This is a genomic window from Nonomuraea sp. NPDC050227, from assembly GCF_044459705.1.
Lineage (GTDB): Bacteria > Actinomycetota > Actinomycetes > Streptosporangiales > Streptosporangiaceae > Nonomuraea.
Genome location: NZ_JBITJF010000018.1, coordinates 204,167 through 225,513, shown reverse-complemented (window position 1 = coordinate 225,513; position 21,347 = coordinate 204,167). Strand labels below are relative to the sequence as shown.

22 protein-coding genes and 1 tRNA gene are annotated in these 21,347 nt (G+C 72.0%); 13 read left to right on the top strand and 10 right to left on the bottom strand.

Annotation, left to right across the window (positions count from 1 at the left end; translation table 11 throughout):
• Positions 1–22 precede the first annotated feature (22 nt).
• Complete coding sequence (locus ACIBK9_RS49145) at positions 23–172, bottom strand: GPGG-motif small membrane protein (protein WP_165959640.1); 150 nt, start codon at positions 170–172, stop codon at positions 23–25.
• Between the two features lie 71 nt (positions 173–243).
• Between ACIBK9_RS49145 and ACIBK9_RS49140 the strand changes: the two genes are divergently transcribed.
• Positions 244–1,197 (top strand): TIGR03557 family F420-dependent LLM class oxidoreductase, encoded by a 954-nt coding sequence (locus ACIBK9_RS49140; protein ID WP_364330130.1) that lies wholly within the window; start codon positions 244–246, stop codon positions 1,195–1,197.
• A gap of 3 nt (positions 1,198–1,200) precedes the next feature.
• Here ACIBK9_RS49140 and ACIBK9_RS49135 read toward each other — a convergent pair whose 3' ends face one another.
• Positions 1,201–1,686: a DUF1360 domain-containing protein gene (locus ACIBK9_RS49135; RefSeq protein ID WP_397166112.1), complete on the bottom strand. Its 486-nt coding sequence runs from the start codon at positions 1,684–1,686 to the stop codon at positions 1,201–1,203.
• 151 nt (positions 1,687–1,837) lie between these two features.
• On the opposite strand from ACIBK9_RS49135, the gene ACIBK9_RS49130 reads away from it, so the two are divergent.
• Positions 1,838–2,389: a nucleotidyltransferase gene (locus tag ACIBK9_RS49130; protein WP_397166111.1), complete on the top strand. Its 552-nt coding sequence runs from the start codon at positions 1,838–1,840 to the stop codon at positions 2,387–2,389.
• A gap of 103 nt (positions 2,390–2,492) precedes the next feature.
• On the opposite strand, the gene ACIBK9_RS49125 is transcribed toward ACIBK9_RS49130, so the two are convergent.
• A complete protein-coding gene (locus ACIBK9_RS49125; protein ID WP_352352063.1) occupies positions 2,493–2,780 on the bottom strand; it encodes a PRC-barrel domain containing protein in 288 nt (95 codons plus the stop codon).
• Positions 2,781–2,970: 190 nt separating this feature from the next.
• On the opposite strand from ACIBK9_RS49125, the gene ACIBK9_RS49120 reads away from it, so the two are divergent.
• The 5 genes from ACIBK9_RS49120 (at position 2,971) to ACIBK9_RS49100 (ending at position 8,727) form a co-directional block, all read left to right on the top strand.
• The gene (locus ACIBK9_RS49120) at positions 2,971–3,786 is read left to right on the top strand and encodes an SAM-dependent methyltransferase (RefSeq protein WP_387670862.1); all 816 of its coding nucleotides are present in this window, start codon (positions 2,971–2,973) and stop codon (positions 3,784–3,786) included.
• Between the two features lie 191 nt (positions 3,787–3,977).
• Complete coding sequence (locus ACIBK9_RS49115) at positions 3,978–4,847, top strand: DMT family transporter (RefSeq protein WP_397166109.1); 870 nt, start codon at positions 3,978–3,980, stop codon at positions 4,845–4,847.
• A gap of 167 nt (positions 4,848–5,014) precedes the next feature.
• Positions 5,015–7,165 carry an accessory Sec system translocase SecA2 gene (secA2, locus tag ACIBK9_RS49110; RefSeq protein ID WP_397166107.1) on the top strand — a complete coding sequence of 717 codons (2,151 nt, stop codon included), beginning with the start codon at positions 5,015–5,017 and terminating at the stop codon, positions 7,163–7,165.
• Positions 7,166–7,219: 54 nt separating this feature from the next.
• Positions 7,220–7,594 (top strand): VOC family protein, encoded by a 375-nt coding sequence (locus ACIBK9_RS49105; RefSeq protein ID WP_352319548.1) that lies wholly within the window; start codon positions 7,220–7,222, stop codon positions 7,592–7,594.
• A 164-nt stretch (positions 7,595–7,758) separates the two neighbouring features.
• Positions 7,759–8,727, top strand: coding sequence for a DMT family transporter (locus tag ACIBK9_RS49100; protein ID WP_397166105.1), 969 nt, complete (start codon positions 7,759–7,761; stop codon positions 8,725–8,727).
• Here the strand turns inward: ACIBK9_RS49100 and ACIBK9_RS49095 are convergent.
• Positions 8,696–9,856: an FAD-dependent monooxygenase gene (locus ACIBK9_RS49095; RefSeq protein WP_397166103.1), complete on the bottom strand. Its 1,161-nt coding sequence runs from the start codon at positions 9,854–9,856 to the stop codon at positions 8,696–8,698. The two genes, ACIBK9_RS49100 and ACIBK9_RS49095, sit on opposite strands and share 32 nt — an antisense overlap.
• Positions 9,857–9,938: 82 nt before the next feature.
• On the opposite strand from ACIBK9_RS49095, the gene ACIBK9_RS49090 reads away from it, so the two are divergent.
• Positions 9,939–10,511 carry a TetR/AcrR family transcriptional regulator gene (locus ACIBK9_RS49090; RefSeq protein ID WP_397166101.1) on the top strand — a complete coding sequence of 191 codons (573 nt, stop codon included), beginning with the start codon at positions 9,939–9,941 and terminating at the stop codon, positions 10,509–10,511.
• 42 nt (positions 10,512–10,553) lie between these two features.
• On the opposite strand, the gene ACIBK9_RS49085 is transcribed toward ACIBK9_RS49090, so the two are convergent.
• The 3 genes from ACIBK9_RS49085 to ACIBK9_RS49075 all read right to left on the bottom strand — a co-directional run bounded on the left by ACIBK9_RS49085 (position 10,554) and on the right by ACIBK9_RS49075 (position 13,815).
• Positions 10,554–10,679 carry a hypothetical protein gene (locus tag ACIBK9_RS49085; RefSeq protein ID WP_397166099.1) on the bottom strand — a complete coding sequence of 42 codons (126 nt, stop codon included), beginning with the start codon at positions 10,677–10,679 and terminating at the stop codon, positions 10,554–10,556.
• Between the two features lie 139 nt (positions 10,680–10,818).
• Complete coding sequence (locus ACIBK9_RS49080; RefSeq protein WP_397166098.1) at positions 10,819–13,215, bottom strand: hypothetical protein; 2,397 nt, start codon at positions 13,213–13,215, stop codon at positions 10,819–10,821.
• A 24-nt stretch (positions 13,216–13,239) separates the two neighbouring features.
• Entirely contained in the window at positions 13,240–13,815 is a 576-nt protein-coding gene (locus ACIBK9_RS49075) for a GNAT family N-acetyltransferase (RefSeq protein ID WP_387670848.1), read from the bottom strand.
• A 107-nt stretch (positions 13,816–13,922) separates the two neighbouring features.
• On the opposite strand from ACIBK9_RS49075, the gene ACIBK9_RS49070 reads away from it, so the two are divergent.
• Genes ACIBK9_RS49070 through ACIBK9_RS49060 form a run of 3 tightly spaced genes read left to right on the top strand, consistent with a single transcriptional unit; the run spans position 13,923 to position 17,337 of the window.
• Positions 13,923–15,125, top strand: coding sequence for an acyl-CoA dehydrogenase family protein (locus ACIBK9_RS49070; protein WP_352352052.1), 1,203 nt, complete (start codon positions 13,923–13,925; stop codon positions 15,123–15,125).
• Complete coding sequence (locus tag ACIBK9_RS49065; RefSeq protein ID WP_358288263.1) at positions 15,122–16,285, top strand: acyl-CoA dehydrogenase family protein; 1,164 nt, start codon at positions 15,122–15,124, stop codon at positions 16,283–16,285. Before ACIBK9_RS49070 ends, ACIBK9_RS49065 begins: the two co-directional genes overlap by 4 nt.
• Positions 16,282–17,337 (top strand): acyl-CoA dehydrogenase family protein, encoded by a 1,056-nt coding sequence (locus ACIBK9_RS49060; protein WP_397166095.1) that lies wholly within the window; start codon positions 16,282–16,284, stop codon positions 17,335–17,337. Before ACIBK9_RS49065 ends, ACIBK9_RS49060 begins: the two co-directional genes overlap by 4 nt.
• Here the strand turns inward: ACIBK9_RS49060 and ACIBK9_RS49055 are convergent.
• On the bottom strand, positions 17,296–17,886 hold the full coding sequence (locus tag ACIBK9_RS49055; RefSeq protein ID WP_397166093.1) for a TetR/AcrR family transcriptional regulator: 591 nt from the start codon (positions 17,884–17,886) through the stop codon (positions 17,296–17,298). The two genes, ACIBK9_RS49060 and ACIBK9_RS49055, sit on opposite strands and share 42 nt — an antisense overlap.
• Before the next feature lie 172 nt (positions 17,887–18,058).
• Here ACIBK9_RS49055 and ACIBK9_RS49050 point away from each other — a divergent pair, with 172 nt between their 5' ends.
• Positions 18,059–18,823, top strand: a complete 765-nt coding sequence (locus ACIBK9_RS49050; RefSeq protein WP_358288252.1) for a nuclease-related domain-containing protein — start codon at positions 18,059–18,061, stop codon at positions 18,821–18,823.
• Between the two features lie 6 nt (positions 18,824–18,829).
• Here ACIBK9_RS49050 and ACIBK9_RS49045 read toward each other — a convergent pair whose 3' ends face one another.
• Positions 18,830–20,209: a VWA domain-containing protein gene (locus tag ACIBK9_RS49045; protein ID WP_358288249.1), complete on the bottom strand. Its 1,380-nt coding sequence runs from the start codon at positions 20,207–20,209 to the stop codon at positions 18,830–18,832.
• Entirely contained in the window at positions 20,202–21,041 is an 840-nt protein-coding gene (locus ACIBK9_RS49040) for an AAA family ATPase (protein WP_397166091.1), read from the bottom strand. The genes ACIBK9_RS49045 and ACIBK9_RS49040 overlap by 8 nt, the downstream gene beginning before the upstream one ends.
• A 101-nt stretch (positions 21,042–21,142) precedes the next feature.
• Here ACIBK9_RS49040 and ACIBK9_RS49035 point away from each other — a divergent pair.
• A tRNA-Lys gene (locus ACIBK9_RS49035) sits at positions 21,143–21,216 on the top strand.
• Positions 21,217–21,347: the final 131 nt, after the last annotated feature.

Below are 21,347 nucleotides of genomic sequence, written 5' to 3'. Positions count from 1 at the left end.
GGAGTGCGGGGCGGCGTGCGCCCTACACATTGAAGATGCTGACCCCGCCCGGGCCCACGAGGAAGCCGAGGACGATGAGCACGATCCCCCAGAGGAGGTCGCGACGGGCCAGAATCACGTAGATCCCGGAGATGACGAGGATTACGGCGATGATCCAAAGCAAAGTAGCCATGTGACTGCAACTGCCCTCACGCGCGACTCAGTAACATGTTTTCCTCCGCCGTAACGGGCAGGTGCTGATTCATGACGACATTCGGCTATTTCTTGTCGTGTGAGGAACACGGACCCAAAGAACTGGTACGTCAGGCCAAAGCCGCCGAACGCGCCGGTTTCGCGGCTCTGTGGATCTCCGACCACTTCCACCCCTGGCTGGACGAGCAGGGCCAGGCGCCCTTCGTCTGGTCCGTGATCGGCGCGCTGGCCGAGGCGACCTCCCTGCCCATCACCACCGCCGTCACCTGCCCCCTCATCCGTACGCACCCGGTCGTCGTCGCGCAGGCCGCCGCCACCACCGGGGCGCTCACCGGCGGACGTTTCCGGCTCGGCGTGGGCACCGGCGAGGCGCTGAACGAGCACGTCGTCGAGTCGCGCTGGCCCCCGCTCAGCGAACGCCTGGAGATGCTCGAAGAGGCCGTCGGGCTGATGCGCGAGTTGTTCACCGGCAGGCTGGTGACCCACCGGGGCGCCCACTACCGCGTGGACACGGCCCGGCTCTACACGCTCCCCGACGAGCCGGTGCCCATCCTGATGTCGGGGTTCGGCGAGAAGTCCACGACGCTGGCCGGCCGGCTGGCCGACGGCTATATCTCCACCGCGCCGGACGCCGAGTCGGTCACGCGGTTCCGCGAGGCGGGCGGCGCGGGCAAACCGGCGCTCGGCGGGCTCAAGGCCTGCTACGCCGCCGACGAGGCCACCGCGCGCAAGACCGTCCACCGCCTGTGGCCCACGCAGGGGATCAAGGGGGAGGCGTCGCAGATCCTGCCGCTGCCGCGCCACTTCGAGCAGCTCGCCGAGTCGGTCACCGAGGACGAGGCCGTGGGCGGCAGCCCGGTCGGCCCCGACCCCGAGGTCCACGCGCGGGCGCTCAAGGAGTACGTGGACGCGGGGTTCGACGAGGTCTACGTCAACCAGATCGGCACGGAGCAGGACGCGTTCTTCGACTTCTACGAACGCGAGGTGCTCCCGAGAGTGCGCTGACAGCTAGTCGGCCGACTTCATCAGCTTGGCGTACCCGAGCTGCAGCCAGTCGGAGATGGCCACCGCGGTCATCGTGGCGCCGACGAGCCTGGTCACCCTGGGGGCGAAGACCAGGCCGACGGCGTACGCGGTGGCCGCCCACTGGGCCAGGCAGAACGGGCAGGCCAGCAGCTCGCCCATCGGCCCGCGCGGCTCCTCCTGGACCTCCGACGGGCCGCCCTGGCCCTCGTACCTGGTGAAGGGCGCCCGCAGCGGGCTCATGACCGGGTCCTTGGCCAGGCGCCGGGAGACCTTGTGCGTGCAGGCCGCCATGAGCGCGAGGTCGAGGACGCCGACCCGCTCGGGCAGCTTCCGCTTGGTGAGCACCGCGGCCGCCGCCGCCGCGGCCACCCCTGCGCCGTACGTGGCGAGGATGCCCAGGTAGCCGCCCAGTGGACGATCATGCCCGTTGCCGTAGGCCCGTTCCGTCTTCTCCAGCATCTCGGTCATGGGGTGTGGCGCTACCCTCAACCCTTGCCTCTACGCGCCGTCCCCCGGGCCGTCTCTTGGGCCGTTCCCGACGTCTACATGACGATCGTGAGGGTAGCCCGGAACCATGAGCAGCCATGGTCATGCGGTCACTGACGCCATCCTTGACACGTTGAAGCGCGCCAGCTCCGGGCTGAAGGACGCCGGGGTGAAGTTCGCGCTGGCCGGCGGCTGCGCGGCCTACGCCAGAGGCGCCGCCCCCTCCTTGCACGACGTGGACTTCGTGCTCACCGAGCATGACGTGCCCGCCGCCCTGGAAGCCCTGCGCGGGCTGGGCTTCGAGACCGCCAAACCGCCGGAGGACTGGCTGGTCAAGGCGTACGACGAGGGCCGGCTGGTCGATCTGATCTTCCGGGTCTCCGACCACGAGATCACCGAGGAGCTGCTGGACCGGGCCGAGCCGTTGAAGGCGTCGGCGGTGATCGTGCCCGTGCTGGAGGCCACCGACCTGGTCATCTCGTGGCTGCTGCCGCTGTCGGAGCACGCCTGCGACTACGGCTCCCTGCTGGCCCAGGTGCGGGCGCTGCGCGAGCAGGTGGACTGGTCGCGGGTGGTGGCGGTGACGGCGGACTCGCCGTACGCGACGACGTTCGTGACGCTGCTGGAGCGGCTGGGCGTGCTGAGCGAGCCGGTGGTGGCCAGCGGCGAGAGCCGGTGGCCCTGACCCGCCAGCCCTGACCCGGCAGCCCTGAGGAGGGTGGCCAGGAACGGGCGGAGGGCCGCGCCCCGATCGGACGCGGCCCTCCCTCTAGGGCAGACTGCGAGGGTCACCCGCCGTAGCGGCCGTAGTAGTCACCCAGCCGCGTGCGGTACTCGGGCTCCTTGTACCTGCCCTCGTCGAACTCGGGCGCGTCCTTGATCTCGGCCTTGGTGCGCGCGACGTGCACGTTGCGCTCCTGAGGGTCGATGCGCGTGACGACCTGCGCCGGCAGCATGACCTTCTTGCCGAAGATCCAGGGACCGGTGTCGACGATGATGTAGCTCTCGCCGACCTCGTACGTCGCCTCGTCGACGGACCCGATCTTCCCGTCGGTCGCCTGGACGTGGTACCCCACGAGATCCAGACTCTGACCGCGGTCATAGACGTCAGGACGATAGTTCCAGAGCTCCATCGGGCTCTCTTCCTCTCTTCTTCCGTCTTTTCTCGGGCAAGACCTCCGCTACCCGGACAGACTCCGGTAAACCCCCAACAAAGCGTCGGTGGCGGCGGCTACGATCCGCGTCACGGACTGGAAAGGGGGCCGGATGACCGTCGGCGAGGCGCAGGAGTGGGCCCCTCCGGGCGTCGACGTCACGCGTCCCAGCGTGGCCCGCGTGCACGACTGCCTGCTCGGCGGCGTGGAGAACTTCTCCGTCGACCGCTCGGTGGCGCGCCGGCTCAAGGACGCCGTGCCCGAGGTGGTCGACCTCGTCTGGTGCAACCGGGCCTTCATCGGCCGGATCGTCGACTTCCTCGTCCGCGAGGCGGGCATCAGGCAGATCATCGACCTCGGCGCCGGGCTGCCGACCATCGAGAACACGCACGAGGTCGCCCAGTTCGCCGACCCTCGTACCAGGGTCGTCTACGTGGACATCGACCCCATGGTCGAGCCGCACGCCCGCGCCATCCTGAGCGGCAACCCCGGCGCCACCGCGATCACCGCCGACGCCCGCGACGTCGACGCCGTGCTCGGCCACCCCGAGCTGGGCCGCCTGATCGACCTCGACCAGCCCACGGCCCTGCTGGCCATCGGGCTGCTGCACCTGTTCCCCGACGCCGACGACCCCCACGGCCTGGTCCGGCGGTACGTCGCAGAACTCGCCCCCGGCAGCCACCTGGCCGTCTCCAACATGCTCGCCTCCGGCAACCCCAAGGCCAAGGCCCTGGAGGCGCTGCTCCAGGCCACCATGGGCACCGGCCACTTCCGCGAGCGCGCGGCGATCGAGGCGTACTTCGACGGGCTCGTGCTGGTCGAGCCCGGGGTGGTGCACTTCCCCGAATGGCACCCCGACGAGCGGCTGCCCGGCCCGCTGGCCCCCTGGGAAGAGCTGCTGCTGGGCGGCGTGGCCCGCAAGCCGTGAAACCCGGGTGCCTTCGCGGCGGACGGACGGCTAGGGTGACGCCCATGCCGCGTCGATTCCTCGTCTGCTCCCCGCCGCCGGCCCTCTAGCGGGCGGCGGCGTTTCAGGATTCTCCGGGTCTGACCGATCCGGGGGTGGTTGCTGCCCGCATACGGGCCCATTCCAACCACTCCATCCGGAGAACTCCTGTCATGACCTCTGTCTCCGCCCGCCGTGGCGCCGTCTACGTCTCCGTGGCCGCCACGGCCTGGGGCACCGGCGGCGCCGCCGGCGCGCTGCTGTTCGAGTCGGGCCACCTCGGCCCCGTCGGCGTCTCGCTCTGGCGCTACCTGCTCGGCGCCGCCTTCCTGCTCGCGCTCACCCGCCGCGCGGCGCGTCCGCGCCGGCTCACCTGGCACGTCCTGCCGGTCGGGGCCGGCATGGCCGTCTACCAGACCGCGTACTTCGCGGCCATCGCCGGGTCCGGCGTCGCGGTCGCGACGGTCGTGACCATGGGCGCCACGCCGATCTTCGCCGCCCTCGGCGGACGGCTGCTGCTGCGCGAGCCGCTCGGCCCGGTCGCCCGCGCCTCGCTGGCCGCCGCGCCGGTCGGGCTCGTCCTGCTCACCTGGGAGTCCGTCGTCCAGACCCGCTCTCTGTCCGGCATCGGGTACGCCCTGCTGTCGGCCGCCGGGTACGCCGGCGTGACGCTCTTCTCCCGGCACCACAGGGCGGCCGACCCGCAGGCCACCGCGGTCGGCGGGTTCGCGGTCGGGGCGGCCTGCCTGGCGCCCTTCGCCCTGCCGGCGGGCGTGCTGCCCGAGCTGAGCGTGTCGTCGGTGGCGCTGCTGGTCTACCTGGGCGCGGTGCCCACCGCCCTGGCCTACGGCCTGTTCTTCCGGGCGCTCACCGCGTTGCCGGCCACCACGGTCTCGATCATCTCGCTGGGCGAGGCGGCCGGGGCGGCGCTGATCGGCGTCCTGCTGTTCGGCGAGCGGCTGACCCCGCTCGCCTGGGGCGGGTGCGCGCTCCTGCTCGCCGCGGTCGCCGTTCTCGCGCTGAAAGCGGAAACGGAGATGTGAGGTCCAGGGCCCGTGATGAGTTAAGGTCCGGTACGGCGACGCTTGCCGTATCGTCGCTCCGTTCTCTCATTTCGGCATAACGGAACGGCGCCGGCGAAACGTGCGTTGGAGGAACTGTGGCCTCGATAAAGGGAATATTCAGAAACCTCCTGGATCGTCCAGGCGGCGTGAACCTGAGCCCCTATCTGAAGATCGTCAAGGCGGCCGAAGAGCGCGCCGGCCGCGTCGGGAAGCTCGACGAGCTGCCGACGCCGGCCATGGACGATCTGGCCGAGTTCTGCGCCGTCGTGCGCGAGGCCGCCGACCGCACCCTCGGGCTGCGGCCGTACGACGTGCAGTTGCTGGGCACGCTCGCCCTGCTCGACGGCAAGGTGGCCGAGATGGCGACCGGCGAGGGCAAGACCCTGTCGGGCGCCATGGCCGCCGCCGGTTACGCGTTGCAGGGCAAGCGCGTCCATGTGATGTCCGTCAACGACTACCTGGCCAGGCGCGACGCCGAGTGGATGGGCCCGCTCTACGAGGCGCTCGGCGTCAGCGTGGGCTGGATCGACCAGAACTCCACCCCGGAGGAGCGCCGCGCCGCCTACGCCAAGGACGTCACGTACGGGCCGGTCAGCGAGATCGGCTTCGACGTGCTGCGCGACCGGCTGCGCACCGACCCGGCCGAGATCATCGTGCCCGCGCCCGAGGTGGCGCTGATCGACGAGGCCGACTCCGTGCTGGTCGACGAGGCCAGGGTGCCGCTGGTGATGGCCGGCGCGGCCGACCCCGGCAGCGCGGTGCCGGAGATGGCGGCGCTGGTGCGCACGCTCGTCCGCGGCTACCACTACGAGATCGACGAGCAGGCGCGCAACGTCTACCTCACCCCCAAGGGCGCCGACAGCGTCGAGAACATCCTCGGCGTCGAGCTCTACGACGAGCACGAGCCCGGCACCCTCATCGAGCTCAACCTCGCCCTGCACGCCCACGCGCTGCTCGCCCGCGACGTCGACTACATCGTGCGCGACGGCAGGGTGCAGCTGATCAACCCCTCGCGCGGCCGGGTCGCGCTGCTGCAGCGCTGGCCCGACGGCCTCCAGGCGGCCGTGGAGGCCAAGGAGGCGCTGCCGCCGAGCGAGAAGGGCGAGATCCTCGACTCGATCACCGTTCAGGGGCTGATCCGCCGCTACCCGCAGATCTGCGGCATGACGGGCACCGCCGTCGCGGTCAACGAGCAGCTCGGCGAGTTCTACGGCCTCAAGGTCGCGGTCATCCCGTCCAACCGGCCGTGCGTGCGGCAGGACGAGCCCGACCGCATCTACCCGACCGTCCCCGACAAGGACGCCGCGCTGGTCGAGGAGATCCAGGAGGTGCACGCGACGGGCCGGCCGATCCTCATCGGCACCCTCGACGTGGCCGAGTCGGAGAACCTCGCCAAGCTCCTGCAGCGCCGCGGCATGGAACCGGTCGTCCTCAACGCCAAGAACGACGCCGAAGAGGCCGCGATCATCTCCAGGGCGGGCGAGCGCGGCGCGATCACCGTCTCCACCCAGATGGCCGGTCGCGGCACCGACATCCGGCTCGGCGAGGGCGTGGCCGAGCTCGGCGGCCTCTACGTCATCGGCTCCGGCCGCCACGCCAGCAGCCGCCTCGACGACCAGCTCCGCGGCCGGGCCGGCCGCCAGGGCGACCCGGGCGGCTCGGTCTTCTTCGTCAGCATGACCGACGACCTGATCACCCAGTTCGTCCCCGATGAGCGGCCGCCCGCCGCCGACCCCGACGGCCTGGTGCGCCACCGGCGCGGGGCGTACATCGTGGGCCACGCCCAGCGGGTGGCCGAGGGCGTCAACCTGGAGATCCACCGCAACACCTGGCGCTACACCCGCCTGCTCGAACACCAGCGTGAGCTGATCCTCGAATGGCGCGACAAGGTCCTCCACGGCGACGCCGCCGCCGAGGCGCTGGCCGAGGCCGACCCCGAGCGCTGGGCCGAGCTGCCCGAGGACACCAGGGACGAGACGGCCCGCCAGATCGTCCTGCACGCCATCGACACCTGCTGGACCGAGCACCTGGCCTTCCTCAACGACCTGCGCGAGGGCATCCACCTGCGCGCGCTGGGCCGGATGAGCCCGGTCGACGAGTTCCAGCGGGAGGCCGTGGCCGAGTACAAGGCGCTGCAGGCCGAGGTCGAACGCCGCTCGCTGGAGTCGTTCGAGGCCCCCGAGCCCGACCTCAAGCGCCCGTCGGCCACCTGGACGTACCTGGTGCAGGACAACCCGTTCGGCACGGAATGGGACCGGATCCTCAAGCGGGTGACCGCCGCCACGCGCCGCGGCTGAACATGCCGGGCGTACCTGACAGAAGATGACAGGTACGCCTGCGAGCATGGACGCATGACGACGAAAGCCAAGCTCATCGCCTTCACCATCGACTGCGACGACCCCCGGAAGCTGGCCGCCTTCTACCACGAGGTGACCGGCTTCGAGATCCAGTACTCGGAGGAGGAGTACGCGGCGATCGGCGACGGCTCCACGAACATCTACTTCGGCCGCGTCCCCGGTTACAAGCCGGGCGAGTGGCCCAGCGCCGACAAGAAGTTCCATCTCGACTTCCGCGTGCCCGACCTGGACAAGGCGGTCGAGGAGTACACCGCGCTCGGGGCGGTCAAGCCGGAGTTCCAGCCGGGCGTCACCGAGGAGGGCACGCGCTGGATCGTGCTGCAGGACCCGGAGGGCCACCTGTTCTGCGTGGTTCCCGAGCAATCGTAAGCTCCGCGACGCCCCTGCGGGGGCTCAAGGATCAGCCACAAGTTCGTGCAGGTGGCGGCCCCAATTGGGCGAATTATCAGCCTAAAGAATGATGGTAGTGCTCCGCTCGGCTCTTAAGCTGGAGCAATGCTCCTGCACGGACCCCTGCCCCTGCGTGGGCGCCGATGACCTGGATCGGGCTGCTCATCGCGCTGGCCGGAGCGCTGGGATACGCGCTCGGCGCCGCCCTCCAACAGTACGAGGCCGTGGCCGCGGGCGCCTCGCTCAAGCTGGTCCGGCGCCCCCGCTGGTGGATCGGCGGCGTCATCGGCTTCACCGGGGCGTGCCTGCACGCCGTGGCGCTCAGCTTCGCGCCGCTGGTGGCCGTGCAGCCGATCAGCGTGGCCACCCTGGTGTTCGCGGTGCCGCTGGCCGCCTTCATGTACGGGCGCAGGCCGTACCGGGCGGAGATCCTCGGCTCGATCGCCGTGGCCGTGGGCCTGCTCTGGCTCATGCTGCTGGTGCCGCAGCACAACGTCACGCCCCGGCTGAGCAGCGGCGCCGCGCTCGCCTTCCTGGGCGTCATCGCGGCGATCGCGCTGGTCTCGCAGGTGCTCGCGCGGCGGTTCCACGGGCCCGCGCGGGCGCTGCTGCTCTCGGTGGGCGCCGGCGTGGTGACGGCGAGCGTCTCGACGTTCGTCCGGGTGGTCGGCGGCGGGCTGGAGGGCGACTGGGGGCGGCTGATCCACTGGTTCACGCTGGCCGTGCCGGTGCTGCTGGTCTGCGCGGTGGTGCTGCTCCAGCGCTCGTACGCGGTCGGCTACTTCGGCATCGCCTACGCCGGCGTCCAGGTCATCGACCCGATCACGTCGGTGCTGGCGGGGGCGATCCTGCTCGGCGAACCGCTGCCTGCCAGCCCGTCCACGGCCATCCCCGCCCTGCTGGCCGGGGCGCTGACCATCGGCGGCACGATCACCCTCGGCCGCCTCACCCCCGACCACTCCAAGCCGGCCCCGGCCCCCGCTCCCGTGCCCCCGGTGCTCACCTCGGCGACCGTGGCCGCCGAGGCTGCGTCCACTACGGCGTCCAAGACGGCGTCCGAAGCCTCCTCCGAGGGCGCGGTCACCGGTCGGCGGCCCGCGTCCGGTCAGTGACCGCCTCCACCGGCGGACGCCAGGCCAGCACGTCGTCCATCGAACGCAGCATCAGCTCCGGGCTGAGCCGGCCCGCCACGGTCACCGCGAGGTCGCGCAGCCGTACCGCGAGCGGGTTGCGCAGCTTGGTGACCCGGCAGATCGTCATCGACTGCCGCACGACCCCCGACGTGCGCGCCAGCCGCGCGGCGGTGTAGGCGGCCAGGTCGCCGTCGGCCACGTGCGCGAGCACCACGGCGTCCTCCAGCGCCTGGCAGGCGCCCTGGCCCAGGTTCGGGGTCATCGGATGGGCCGCGTCGCCCACCAGCGCCACCTTGCCCCGGTGCAGGGCGGGCAGCGGCGTCTTCAGGTAGTGGACGTCGTTGCGGATGATCCGGGCCGGGTCGGCGGCCCGCAGCAGCGCCGGGATCGGCTCGTGCCAGCCGCCGAACCTGCGCAGCAGCTCCTCCCGCTCGTCCCCGTGGGCCGCGCCGGCGGGTGACAGGTCGGTGGCGTACAGGTAGACCAGGTCGTCGGTGAGCTGATGGACGCCGAACACCAGCCCCCTGCCCCAGCTCTCCGACCGGGGGATCTCCAGCCCGTTCCGCGGGACGAGCGCCCGCCACGCCGTCACCCCCGAGTACACCGGCCCCGGATGGCCGGGGAAGAGCGCCCGCCGGGTCGCCGAGCGGATGCCGTCGGCGCCCACGACCAGGTCGGCCTCGATCTCGCCCGCGTCCGTGCGGACGATCCCGCGCTCGGCCTCCACGCCCGTCACGGTGACGCCCAGCCGCAGGACGCCCGGTTCCAGGGCGTCGGCGAGCACGTCCATGAGGGTCGCCCGCAGCATGACGACCACCGAGTCCCCGTACCGGGCGTCGGCGTGATCGGTGGTGGTACGCGTCAGCCAGCGGCCGTCCGCCCGCCGCACCCCGAGCGGCCCCTCCACCGTGGACAGCTCGCGCACCCGGTCGCCCAACCCCAGCGTGTCGAGCGCCTTGAGCGCGTTGGCGGCGACCGCCAGCCCCGACCCGACGGGCTCGACGGCGGCCGCCCGCTCCAGGACGCTCACCTCCCACCCCTTGCGGCGCAGGGCCACGCCGCAGGCCAGCCCTCCGATGCCGCCACCGATCACCACAGCCTTGGGCATGACGCCTCCTTGGTTACTACGTCTGTAGTGTCAGCGTACTACGCCTGTAGTCCGCTCGCACTACCCCTGTAGTATTCGGTCCGTGAAACGAGCTGACGCCGTCGCCGACACGGCCATCACCCTGCTGGCCGAGCGGGGCATGCGCGGCCTCACCCACCGCGCCGTGGACGAGGCGGCCGGGCTGCCGCCCGGGTCCACGTCCAACCTGGCCCGCACCCGGGCCGCCCTGCTGGAGCTGACCCTGTCCCGGCTCACCGAGCTGGAGATGAAGGCCATGGCGATCGCCTACGAGCCGGTGCCGCTCAGCCTCGACGACCTGCCCGCCCGGCTGGCCGAGGCGGTGCGCGTGCAGCTCGACGACCGCAGGCGCACCCTGGCCCGCTACGAGCTGGCCCTGGAGGCCACCAGGCGTCCCGAGCTGCGCGAGATCTACAACCGGGCGGGCCGCGGCTTCCGCGACCCGGCGCCCGCCATGCTGGCCGCCCTGGGGTCGAAGGACCCGGTGCGCCACGCCCGCCAGCTCGTGGCCTTCGCGGAGGGACTGATGTTCGACGCGATCGCGGGCGCGGGCTCCGTGCCCACCGTGGAGGAGCTCACCCTCGCGCTGCGCGACTTGTTGACCGGCATGCTGCGTGACGAGGGCGCCGGCGGATAGGACCGCCGGCGCCCGTGTCGGCCGTGCGTGGCCTCGGGCGGCCTACTCCTCGCCGCCCACGTCCTCGCCGTCCCTCGCGTGTTTGCCGCGAGGCTCCCGGTGGCCGTCGGCCGCGCCGGACCCGGCCTCCGGCGACTCGTCCTTGGGGGGTGCCTCATGCCTGCCCATACGGGGGGAACTCTCCTTCTCTTCGACCAACAGCTCACGGTGACCGTATGACTACGGTTACGTGCCCGGCAAGGGGGTTGGTTCAAGATCCACGCCACGAATTCGAGAAAAGTTCGCGTAACGCCGTGATCAGCCGCGATCAGCCGGGGCAGGTCGCCCGGTAGGGCACCTCGGGCAGGTGCCGGGCCCAGTCGGCGGCCGACAGGCCCCCGTAGCGGGCGCACACCGCCGACGCCGGGTCACCGGCCGCGGGCGAGCGGGCCAGGTCCAGCGTGAGCACCGTACCGCCGGCGGCCAGCACGCGGGCCGTACGCCCGTCGTCCGCCAGCACCGCCCGCGGCGGCCGGTCCGCGCCGCCCACCGGCACCTGGCGTTCGGCCAGCAGCACGCGGTCGGGCACGCGCCACACCCGCACCCGGTCGTTGTCCGTCCCGGCCAGCAGCCGCCCGTCCGGGCTGAAGCGCAGGTGGCCGGGGGAGGGGCGCAGCCGGGTGCCGAGCACGGGCACGCCGTCCAGGTCGTAGATCTGGATGCCGGTCTCCTCGGCGATGGCCACCCGCTCGCCGTCCGGCGCGAACGTCGTGTACTCCCACGGCATCCGGTCCAGCCACGGCGCGGGCGTGACGCGGCCGCCGCGCCTGATCGCCGAGCGCCGGCCCTCGAACGTCAGCGCCACCCGATCGCCGGGACCGGCCACCGCGTACTCGCCGACGAAGGCCGCCCGGCGGGCCCGCAGGTCCCAGGCCCACCGCTCGCCCGACTGCCGGGCCGCCGCGAACAGCAGCCCGCCGCCCGGGCTGAACCACGCCGACTGCTCGCCCGGCGCCCCCAGCCCCCTCCCGAACGGCGGCCCCACGCCCTGCCCCGACGCGGTGTCCCACAGGTACGACCGGTCCACGCCGACGAAGGCCAGCGTGCGCCCGTCGGGGGACCAGGCCATCGCCCGCACGCTCTGCTCGGGACCGGCCGTCTCGGCCAGCCGCCGGTGCCCGGGGACGTCGTAGACGCGTACCGTGTCGTCGGTCAGCGCGGCCAGCCGGGAGCCGTCGTCGCTGATCGCGTACAGCGAGCGCGGCCCGGCCTGCGGGTCGGTGAAGACGTCCACGGCCGGGTCGGCGGCCGCCGCCGTCAGCGCCCGCCGCGCCTGCGGCACCTGGGCCAGCCGCCAGGCCGCCAGGCTCAGCCGGCGCGCGGTCACCGGATCGGCCACCCGCAGCGCCTCGGCCCGCGACGCGGCGACCTTGGCCATCGCCTGCTCCAGCCGCCCGTCGGCGGCCCCGCGCTGCCACACCGCGAGCAGCGCCGCCAGCAGCGCGACCGACAACAGGCCTGACAGCAGCCCGACCACGAGCCTCCGGCGCCTGCGCGCGCCGCCGCGGGCCCGCGCGAGCCCCTCGTCCAGGAAGGTCTGCTCGCCGGGGCTCAAGGTGACCCGCCGCCGCCCGCCGGCCGCCCACGCCATCGCCCGGTCGAGGGGTTCGCCCTGGTAGAGGTCGGACTCGCGGCGCCCGCCCGCCTCCCAGGCGCGGGCCGCCCTGGCCAGCTCCCGGTGCACGGCCAGGCCCTCCCGCTCGCCGTCCAGCCATTCGTGCAGGCGCGGCCAGGCCCGCAGCAGCGCCGTGTAGGTGATCGCGAGGGATCCCCGGTCGCCGATCGTCAGGATTCCGGCCTTCCCGTACGCCTCCAGCACCCGGTCGATCGCGGCCACCTCGTCGGGGGCGCGTCCGGCGACCAGGTCGTCGCGGAGGGCGGGGGCCACGGTGTCGCCGCCGGACTCGTCGAGCCCGACCAGGCGCAGGAAGACCTCGGGCACCAGATCCTGGTCCGCCCGGCAGAGCTGGAGGTAGAGGGCCTCGGCGCGGACGCCGAGCGGCGGGTCGTCGATGGGCTCCGGCGGCAGCAGGCGGCCGAGCTGGGACTGCGGGGCGTCGAGCAGGGACATGAGCAGGTGGCGGGCGTCCGGGCGCCGCTCGGGGTCGTCGTGGAGCGCGGCGGCGACCAGGCCGCGTAACAGCCGGTCGAGGCGCTCCCCGTTGCCTAATCGCTCGGTGAGCCCGTACGCGGCGAACAGCAGGACGCGCCCCCACGCCCGCACGTCGTCCGCCGGGCCGGCCTCGGCGTCGGCCAGCCCCAGCCCGACCAGGCGCGGCCCCTCGGCGCCCAAGATGATCTTGTCGGGCGTGAGCGACCCGTGCACCGCCCCCGCCTCGTGCACCGCGGCCAGCGCGGTGGCCGTGGCGGCGGCCAGGCGGTAGAGGTCGTCACCGGCGAAGGGGCCGTGCCGCTCGACGACCTGGCGCAGCGTCGGCCCCTCGATGTACTCGCTGACCAGGTACGGCGGATCGCCCTGCGGGCACGCCTCGACCAGCCGCGCCGCGTGCACCGAGCGCACCTGCGGGACCGTCGCGTACGCGCCCGGTCCGGGCAGGTGGAGGGCATGGCGACCGCCCGACTCGTCGTAGGCCTCGCGGACGGTGGTCCGCCCGCCGCCGTCGAGCCGGGCGCCGAGCCAGTAGCCTCCCAGCCGATCAGTCATGCGGGATTAGATGCCGCCTTCCGTTCAGCGGTTCAGTCGAGCCCGGTGCTCCGGCCATTCCTCTTCGAGGATGCCGAAATAGACCGTGTCGCGCCAGGTGCCGTCGGGCCTTCTGCGGTGGCGGCGCAGGGTTCCCTCGTGCACGCCGCCGATGCGGCGGATGGCGGCCTGGGAGCGCAGGTTCAGCACGTCGGTCTTGAGCAGGACCCGGTTGTATCCGAGGCCGAAGGCGTGGTCGAGCAGCAGCAGCTTGCAGTTGGTGTTCACCGCGGTGCGCCAGTGGGCGCGGCCGTACCAGGTCCAGCCGATCTCGACGCTGTCGTCGAAGCCGGGCACGTCGATGTAGGTGGTCCAGCCGCCCGGCCGTCCGGTCTCCTTGGGGATCACCGTGAACGGCACGTGCCGGTCGTCGCCGATGAGCTCGCGGGCCGCCCTGGCCAGATCGTCCTCGGTGCGCGGGGTGGCGATCGGTAGCCAGCGCCACAGCTCGTCGTCCCCGCCGCCGGCGGCGAACAGGTCGGGGACGTGGTCCAGGGTGAGCGGTTCGAGGCGCACGACGTCGTTCTCCAGCACCACGGGCGCGGGCAGCTTGGCGGTCATGCCGCCACGATAGGCGGCGCTCCCGTCGCAGGTTGACGGCCACCTGGCCCTTTTTACGGGGAACCACCTGTCGACATCCATACCGGCCGGTCGGTAGGCTCACCGGCATGGACTTCGCCTTCGACACCGTCACCGAGGACCTGCGCGAGCGCCTGCTCCGCTTCATGGACGAATGCGTCTATCCGGCCGAGCCCGCCTTCGAGGAGCAGGCCGCGGCCGCCGGCTGGAGCCCGCCACCGCTGCTCGACGACCTCAAGGACGAGGCGAGGAAGCGCGGCCTGTGGAACCTGTTCCTGCCGGGCGCGCACGGCGCCGGCCTGACGAACCTCCAGTACGCCCCGCTGGCCGAGATCATGGGCCGCAGCCCCAGCATCGCCCCCACCGCCACCAACTGCGCCGCCCCCGACACCGGCAACATGGAAGTGTTGTCGATGTTCGGCAGCCAGTGGCAGCGCGAGGAGTGGCTGCGCCCGCTGCTCGACGGCGAGATCCGGTCGGCCTTCGCGATGACCGAGCCCGACGTCGCCTCCTCCGACGCCACCAACATCGCCACATCGATCGTCCGCGACGGCGGCGAGTACGTCATCAACGGCCGCAAGTGGTTCATCTCCGGCGCGATGAACCCCAACTGCAAGATCTTCGTCGTCATGGGCAAGACGAACCCCGACGCGCCCAAGCACCGGCAGCAGAGCATGGTCCTGGTGCCGCGCGACACCCCGGGGCTGCACGTCAAGCGCGGCATGCACGTCTTCGGCTACACCGACGCCGACCACGGCGGCCACGCCGAGGTGATCTTCGAGGACGTGCGCGTACCGGCCGAGAACCTGATCGGCGAGGAGGGCGGCGGCTTCGCCATCGCGCAGGCCAGGCTCGGCCCCGGCCGCATCCACCACTGCATGCGCCTGATCGGCATGGCCGAGCGCGCGGTCGAGCTGATGTGCGAGCGGGCCCTGGCCAGGACGGCGTTCGGCAAGCCGGTCGCCCAGCAGGGCGTGGTCCAGGACTGGATCGCCGAGTCCCGCATCAGGATCGAGCAGTTGCGCCTGCTCGTGCTCAAGACCGCCTGGCTCATGGACACCGTGGGCAACCAGGGCGCCCACACCGAGATCCAGGCCATCAAGATCTCCACCCCGATCACCGTCGAATGGATCCTGGACAAGGCCATCCAGGTGCACGGCGCGGGCGGCGTCTCCCAGGACTTCCCGCTGGCCGCGCTCTGGGCGGGCGCCCGGTCCCTGCGCCTGGCCGACGGTCCCGACGAGGTGCACAAGCGGTCCCTGGCCTATCGCGAGCTGAAGAGGTTCATGTGAACGAAGCGCAGATCAAGGAGCGCGTGCGCGCGTTCCTGGGCGAGCACGACCCCGAGGGGGACCGGCTGGAGTTCCTGCGGGCCAGGTTCGACGCCGGGCTGGCCTGGGTCTGGTTCCCCGAAGGGCTCGGCGGCCTCGGCGCGGCCAGGGAGCTGCAGCAGGTGGTCGAGCACGAGCTGGCCGGCACGCCGCAGATCAACAGCGGCGTCCAGGGCATCGGCCTCGGCATGGCCGCGCCGACGATCCTGGCGTTCGGCACGCCGGAGCAGAGACGGCGCTTCCTGCGCCCGCTGTGGACCGGCGAGGAGATCTGGTGCCAGCTCTTCAGCGAGCCCGGCGCCGGCTCCGACCTGGCCACGCTCGCCACCCGCGCGGTCCGGGACGGCGACGAGTGGGTGATCGACGGCCAGAAGGTCTGGACGTCGGGCGCCCACCACTCCCGCTGGGCCATCCTGGTCACCCGCACCGACCCGGACGTGCCCAAGCACCGCGGCATGACGTACTTCGTCTGCGACATGCACGCCCCCGGCGTCGAGGTGCGGCCGCTGCGGCAGATCACCGGCGAGGCCGAGTTCAACGAGGTGTTCCTGACCGGCGTGCGGCTCTCCGACGACCTGCGGCTGGGCGAGGTCGGCGACGGCTGGCGGGTCGCGCAGACCACGCTGATGAACGAGCGCGTCGCGATCGGCGGCGCGCCCGTCCGGCGCGGCGGCGGCATGGTCGGCGCGGTGCTGGAGGCCTGGCGCGCGCACCCCGAGCTGCGCACCCACGACCTGCATCAGCGGCTGCTGGCGCTGTGGGTGGAGGCCGAGGTCACCCGCCTGTCCGGGGCCCGGCTGCGCGAGCAGCTCGCCGCCGGCCAGCCCGGCCCCGAGGGTTCGGGCATGAAGTTGTCGTTCGCCAAGCTCAACCAGGCGCTGTCCGGCTTCGACGTCGAGCTCCGCCGCGACCTGGGCTACGACGACTGGACGTTCCGCCGCTCGGAGGACGTCGACTTCTACGGCCGCGGCCCCGGCTACCGCTACCTGCGGGCCAAGGGCAACTCGATCGAGGGCGGCACGTCCGAGATCCTGCGCAACATCATCTCCGAACGGGTGCTCGGCCTGCCCTCCGAGCCCCGCGTCGACAAGGACGTGCCCTGGAAGGACCTGCCGCGATGACTCTGCTCTACTCCGAGGTCGAGGAGGAGCTGCGGGCGGCCGTGCGCGGCCTGCTCGCCGACCGCTGCCCGCCCGCCGCGGTGCTCGGGCGCGTCGAGTCGCAGCCCTACGACCTGGACCTGTGGAAGACGCTGGCGGGCGAGATCGGCGTCGCCGGGCTCCTCGTGCCCGAGGAGCTGGGCGGCGCGGGCGCGTCGGCCAGCGAGGTGGCCGTCGTGCTGGAGGAGCTGGGCCGGGCCGTGGCGCCGGTGCCGTTCCTGACCAGCGCGGTGCTGGCCACCAAGGCGCTGCTGCCCACCGGTGACGCCCTGCTCGGCGAGCTGGCCGAAGGACGCAGGACGGCGGCGCTGGTCGTGTCGTTCGCGGCCTCGCCGTACCGGCCGGGGCGCGGGTCGTCGCTGCGGCTGGAGAGCGGGCGGCTGTCCGGCGCCGTCACCGGGGTGGCCGGCGCGGACGTGGCCGACGTGCTCCTCGTCCCCTTCGAGGGCAGGCTGTACGAGGTCGAGGGCGCCACCGTCGAGGTCGTGCCCTCGCTCGACCTGACCAGGCCGGTCGCCACCGTCACCCTGTCCGGGGCGCCGGCCCGCGACGTGGGGGAGTGCGACCTGGCCGGCGTGCTGAGGTTCGGGGCCGGGCTGCTGGCCTCCGAGCAGGTCGGCGTGGCCGAGTGGTGCCTGGACACGACGCTCGCCTACGTCAAGGAGCGCCACCAGTTCGCCCGGCCGGTCGGCTCGTTCCAGGCGATCAAGCACCGGCTGGCCGACCTCTGGCTGGACGTGGTCAGGGCCAGGGCCGCCGCCCGCGGCGCGGCCGCCGATCCCGGGGACATCGCGGTCGCGGTGGCGCAGTCGTGGAACGCCGGGGTGGCGGTGCACGCCGCCGAGGAGGCGGTGCAGCTCCACGGCGGGATCGGGATGACCTGGGAGCATCCCGTGCATCTGTATCTCAAGCGCGCCAAGGCCACCGAGATCGCGCTCGGCACGCCCGGCGACCATCGGGAGGCGCTGGCCTCACTCGCCGGCGTCCCCGGCCCCGAGGGAGTTCAGCAGTAGGTCGGCGAAGTGCTTGCCCACCTGGGCGCCGGTCAGCGGCCCGTCCGCGTGGAACCAGGTGCCCAGGTGGTGCACCGAGCCGAAGAAGTAGTCCACGACCAGTTCGGCGGGCACCCGGTCGCTGAGGACGCCCGTGCGCTGCCCCTCGGCCACCAGGTCGCGGAAACGCTCGTGGTAGCGGCGGCGCTCGGCGCGCACGGTCTTCTGCTTCTCGGTCGCGAGCAGGTGCATCGACCTGAAGAAGATCTTGGAGTCGTCGAGGTTGGCGGTCGTCGTCTCCACGACGTCGGCCGCGGCCCGGTGCAGCCGCTCGCGGATCGTGCCGGAGCCGTCGGCGATGCGCGTCAGCCGGTCCATCTGCATGCGGAGCAGACGGGCGTAGATCTCGTGCAGCAGATCGTCTTTTGAGTCAAAATAGTGGTACATGGCGCCCTTGGTGACGCCGGCCGCCTGGACGATCTCCTGGACCGAGGTCCCCTCGAATCCACGGGCCGCGAACAGCCTGGTCGCCTCGGCGAGCAACCGCTGCCGGACGGGTTCTTCCTTCACATCGTCCCCCTTGTCACCCGCCAAGCATACCGACTGGTCGGTTGACGGTCTTGCAGGTTTTATTTGCGTCACCTTAGGCTCACCTTGGTTCGTGCTTGGGTATGCCTTAGACCGGCGAGGGATCTTCGGAGTGGCAGATCCTGAGGGTTTCTACTCATTCGGGGAGTTTGCCGTGCCCGGTGGCTCTATCTACGTGCAGCAGGACGAAAAGTACACAGGCTCATCCCCGCAGTGGTGGTACGAGAAGTTCTGGCGTGAGGACGCGCCCAACCGGCGCCGGTCCCGGTACGTCAAGGCGGGCGTGGGCGCGGTGGGCGGCATCCTGCTCGCGCTGCGGTTCGGCTCGGAGTACATGCTGTTCTGGGGGGCCGTCACCGCCGGTCTCGTGGCCGCCGTCGACTGGTACATCGACTGGCGCTCCTTCCGCGCGACGGCCGTCTGGCGCGGCGCCCGGCGCGGCGAGCTGATCACCGGCCGGCTGCTGCGCAGGCAGCTCGCCCGGCGCGGCTACCAGGTGCTCGACGGCCGCGCGATCCGCGACCAGGCCTCCATCGACCACCTCGTGATCGGCCCGACCGGCATCTGGGTCATCGACAACGAGTCCTGGAGCCCCGACACCGAGATCGGCTGCTACAACGGCAGGCTGTTCTTCAGCGAGAAGTACGGCACCAAATGGGCCAAACCGCTGGTGGACACCGCCGAGGCCTTCGCCGAGCTGCTGACCCGCGAGACCGGGATCGAGGTCACGATCTCGCCCATGCTGGCCGTCCACTGCGGGCTGCTGCCGCGCGGCGGCGTCGTGGTCGGCGAGGGGCTCACGCTGCTCAAGCCGCGCCTGGTGGCCAGGCGCATCAAGGCGGTCGACGGCGTGGTGTTCACCGACGAGCAGGTCGAGCTGCTGGCCCGCACCGCGGCCAGGGAGCTGCAGAAGGTCTGACCGCCGTCAGGCCAGCGTCTCGATGAACGCGGTGAGCTGGGCGACGTTGCGGCACTCGTGCATCTCGACCACGGTGCCGTACTCGCTCGCGACCGAGTCGCCGGTGTCCCACTGCTGCCTGGGCTCGGGGTTGAGCCAGTAGGCGTGGCGGGCCCCGGACGTCAGGCGCCTGAGCACGTCGAGGGCCGGCGGCTGGTAGTTGGAGCGGGCGTCGCCGAGGATCAGCAGCGAGGTTCTCGGGCCGATGGCGTCGGAGTGGCGCTCGGCGAAGCCCTCCAGGGCGTGGCCGTAGTTCGTGCGTCCGAAGCGCGACATGTCGGCCTCGTCGGCGAGCCGCGTCATGGCCTCCACGACGTCCGCGCCGGGCACGAAGAAGCGGGTGATCTCGTCCACCCGGTCCACGAACCCGAACGCCCGCACCTTCGTGAACTGCTCCCGCAGCGCGTACGTCAGCAGCAGCGTGAAGTGGGCGAACGACGAGACCGAGTCGCTGGTGTCGCAGAGGATGACCAGCTCGGGCTTGTGCGGCCGGGGCGGTTTGAAGTGCGTGGTCAGCGGCACGCCGCCGCTCTGCAGCGAGGCCCGTACGGTGCGCCGGAAGTCCAGCCGCCCCCTGCGCCCCTTCCTGTGCTTGATCGTCAGCCGTGCGGCCAGCCGCCTGGCCAGCGGATGGACCTCCTTGCGCAGCCTGGCCAGGTCGGCCCTGGTGATGCGGAGGAAGTCGATCTGGTCGAGCGGCGGGCGCACGGCCGAGCGGGCGATGCGCTCGATCCCCGAGTCCTCGGCGATGCGCCGGCGCACGTCGGTGGCCACGGCCTCCTCGAACCGCCGGATGTTGCCGTTGACGCGCTGCCGCACGGTCTTCTCGGCCAGCCCGCCGCGTTCCTGCCCGGCCAGCACGTTCTGCAGGATGCGGGCCATCAGCGTCTCGGGCGACAGAGCGCGCAGGACGCTGTAGGAGAACCAGTTCTGGCGGCCCGGACCGGTGGTCTGCTGGCGGCCGAACCGCTCGACCATGGCCTGGGCGAACTCCCGCAGCTCGGCGTCCGTGCTGCCGGTGAGCAGCTCCGCCAGGCGCTCGCGCAGCTCGTCCACCGGGGCCGTGCGCGGGTCCAGGCGGGCCTCGGCGGGGCGGGGGGCGTACATGCCGGTCGTGGACGACGGGAACCACAGGTCGAACAGCACGTCGAAGCCGGGACGGTAGGCCGGCTTCTTGACCAGCGTGGCCGCGTAGGCGGCGCGCAGCGACTCCCGCTCGCTCAGGTCGATCACCCGCAGCGCGCGGGCCGCGTCGAGCCCCTCGGCGAGCGACACCGGCAGGCCCGCCTCGCGCAGCGCGTGCACGAAACCGACATGCCGGTCCACCAGCGATCCGCGCTCAGGCATCCGGCAGCCCCAGCTCCTTGATCGCCCGCGTCTGGTCGGAGGCGTGCTTGAGCACCACGCCCAGCGTCCCGGCCACCGTCGCCTCGTCCAGCTCCTCGCGGCCGAGGGCCAGCAGCGTGTTGGCCCAGTCGACGGTCTCGGCCACCGACGGCGCCTTCTTCAGCTCCAGCGCCCGCATGGTGGCGACCGTCCTGGCGAGCTGCTCGGCCAGGTCGGCGCGGATGGTCGGCACCTGCGCGAGCACGATGTCGCGCTCCCGTTCCGGCGTCGGGTACTCGATGTGCAGGTAGAGGCAGCGCCGCTTGAGCGCCTCGGACAGCTCGCGGGTGGCGTTGGAGGTCAGCAGCACGAACGGCTTACGAGTGGCGGCGATCGTGCCCAGCTCGGGGATGGTGACCTGGAAGTCCGACAGCAGCTCCAGCAGCAGGCCCTCGACCTCGACGTCGGCCTTGTCGGTCTCGTCGATGAGCAGCACGGTGGGGGCGGCCGACCTGATCGCCTTCAGCAGCGGGCGTTCGAGCAGGAACTCCTCGGTGAAGATGTCGTCGTCGGCGCTGGTGGCCTGGATGCGGAGCAGCTGCTTCTTGTAGTTCCACTCGTACAGGGCGCGGGCCTCGTCGAGACCTTCGTAGCACTGGAGGCGGACCAGCTCCGAGCCCGTCGCCTGGGCCACGGCCTTGGCGAGCTGCGTCTTGCCCACGCCGGCGGGCCCCTCGACCAGCAGCGGCTTGCCCAGCGCGGCGGCGAGGAACACCGAGGTGGAGATGGCGTCGTCGGAGAGGTAGTCCACGGCGGCGAGCCGCGCCGTCACGTCGGCGGGCGAGTCGAACATCGATGCTCCCTGTCTGCAGGCCGAACTTTATTCTAGCGGCAGGAGCTCGACCCAGGTCGATTCGACCAACATGCGGATCACCGGTATATTCCTCTCTGCAAGCGCCGCTAGCTCAGTTGGTTAGAGCAGCTGACTCTTAATCAGCGGGTCCGGGGTTCGAGTCCCTGGCGGCGCACCGCACGAAACCCCAGTTCAGTACGCTGAGCTGGGGTTTTCGCATTTTCCCGCGGCTCTGGCCGAAGGTCTGAGCCCCTACTTCCCCCGGGCCGTTATGCAATCTTTGCTTGCGGCCATGAGGAAGCTGCG

Excerpts from the sequence above, each read along its gene's own strand:
- ACIBK9_RS49105 (WP_352319548.1), top strand. The coding sequence starts at position 7,220 with ATGACGACGAAAGCCAAGCTCATCGCCTTCACCATCGACTGCGACGAC.
- ACIBK9_RS49045 (WP_358288249.1), bottom strand. The coding sequence starts at position 20,209 with ATGCCTGAGCGCGGATCGCTGGTGGACCGGCATGTCGGTTTCGTGCAC.
- ACIBK9_RS49070 (WP_352352052.1), top strand. The coding sequence starts at position 13,923 with ATGGACTTCGCCTTCGACACCGTCACCGAGGACCTGCGCGAGCGCCTG.
- ACIBK9_RS49085 (WP_397166099.1), bottom strand. The coding sequence starts at position 10,679 with ATGGGCAGGCATGAGGCACCCCCCAAGGACGAGTCGCCGGAGGCCGGG.
- ACIBK9_RS49115 (WP_397166109.1), top strand. The coding sequence starts at position 3,978 with ATGACCTCTGTCTCCGCCCGCCGTGGCGCCGTCTACGTCTCCGTGGCC.
- ACIBK9_RS49140 (WP_364330130.1), top strand. The coding sequence starts at position 244 with ATGACGACATTCGGCTATTTCTTGTCGTGTGAGGAACACGGACCCAAA.
- ACIBK9_RS49120 (WP_387670862.1), top strand. The coding sequence starts at position 2,971 with ATGACCGTCGGCGAGGCGCAGGAGTGGGCCCCTCCGGGCGTCGACGTC.
- ACIBK9_RS49145 (WP_165959640.1), bottom strand. The coding sequence starts at position 172 with ATGGCTACTTTGCTTTGGATCATCGCCGTAATCCTCGTCATCTCCGGG.
- ACIBK9_RS49040 (WP_397166091.1), bottom strand. The coding sequence starts at position 21,041 with ATGTTCGACTCGCCCGCCGACGTGACGGCGCGGCTCGCCGCCGTGGAC.
- ACIBK9_RS49100 (WP_397166105.1), top strand. The coding sequence starts at position 7,759 with ATGACCTGGATCGGGCTGCTCATCGCGCTGGCCGGAGCGCTGGGATAC.
- ACIBK9_RS49135 (WP_397166112.1), bottom strand. The coding sequence starts at position 1,686 with ATGACCGAGATGCTGGAGAAGACGGAACGGGCCTACGGCAACGGGCAT.
- ACIBK9_RS49075 (WP_387670848.1), bottom strand. The coding sequence starts at position 13,815 with ATGACCGCCAAGCTGCCCGCGCCCGTGGTGCTGGAGAACGACGTCGTG.
- ACIBK9_RS49060 (WP_397166095.1), top strand. The coding sequence starts at position 16,282 with ATGACTCTGCTCTACTCCGAGGTCGAGGAGGAGCTGCGGGCGGCCGTG.
- ACIBK9_RS49080 (WP_397166098.1), bottom strand. The coding sequence starts at position 13,215 with ATGACTGATCGGCTGGGAGGCTACTGGCTCGGCGCCCGGCTCGACGGC.
- ACIBK9_RS49095 (WP_397166103.1), bottom strand. The coding sequence starts at position 9,856 with ATGCCCAAGGCTGTGGTGATCGGTGGCGGCATCGGAGGGCTGGCCTGC.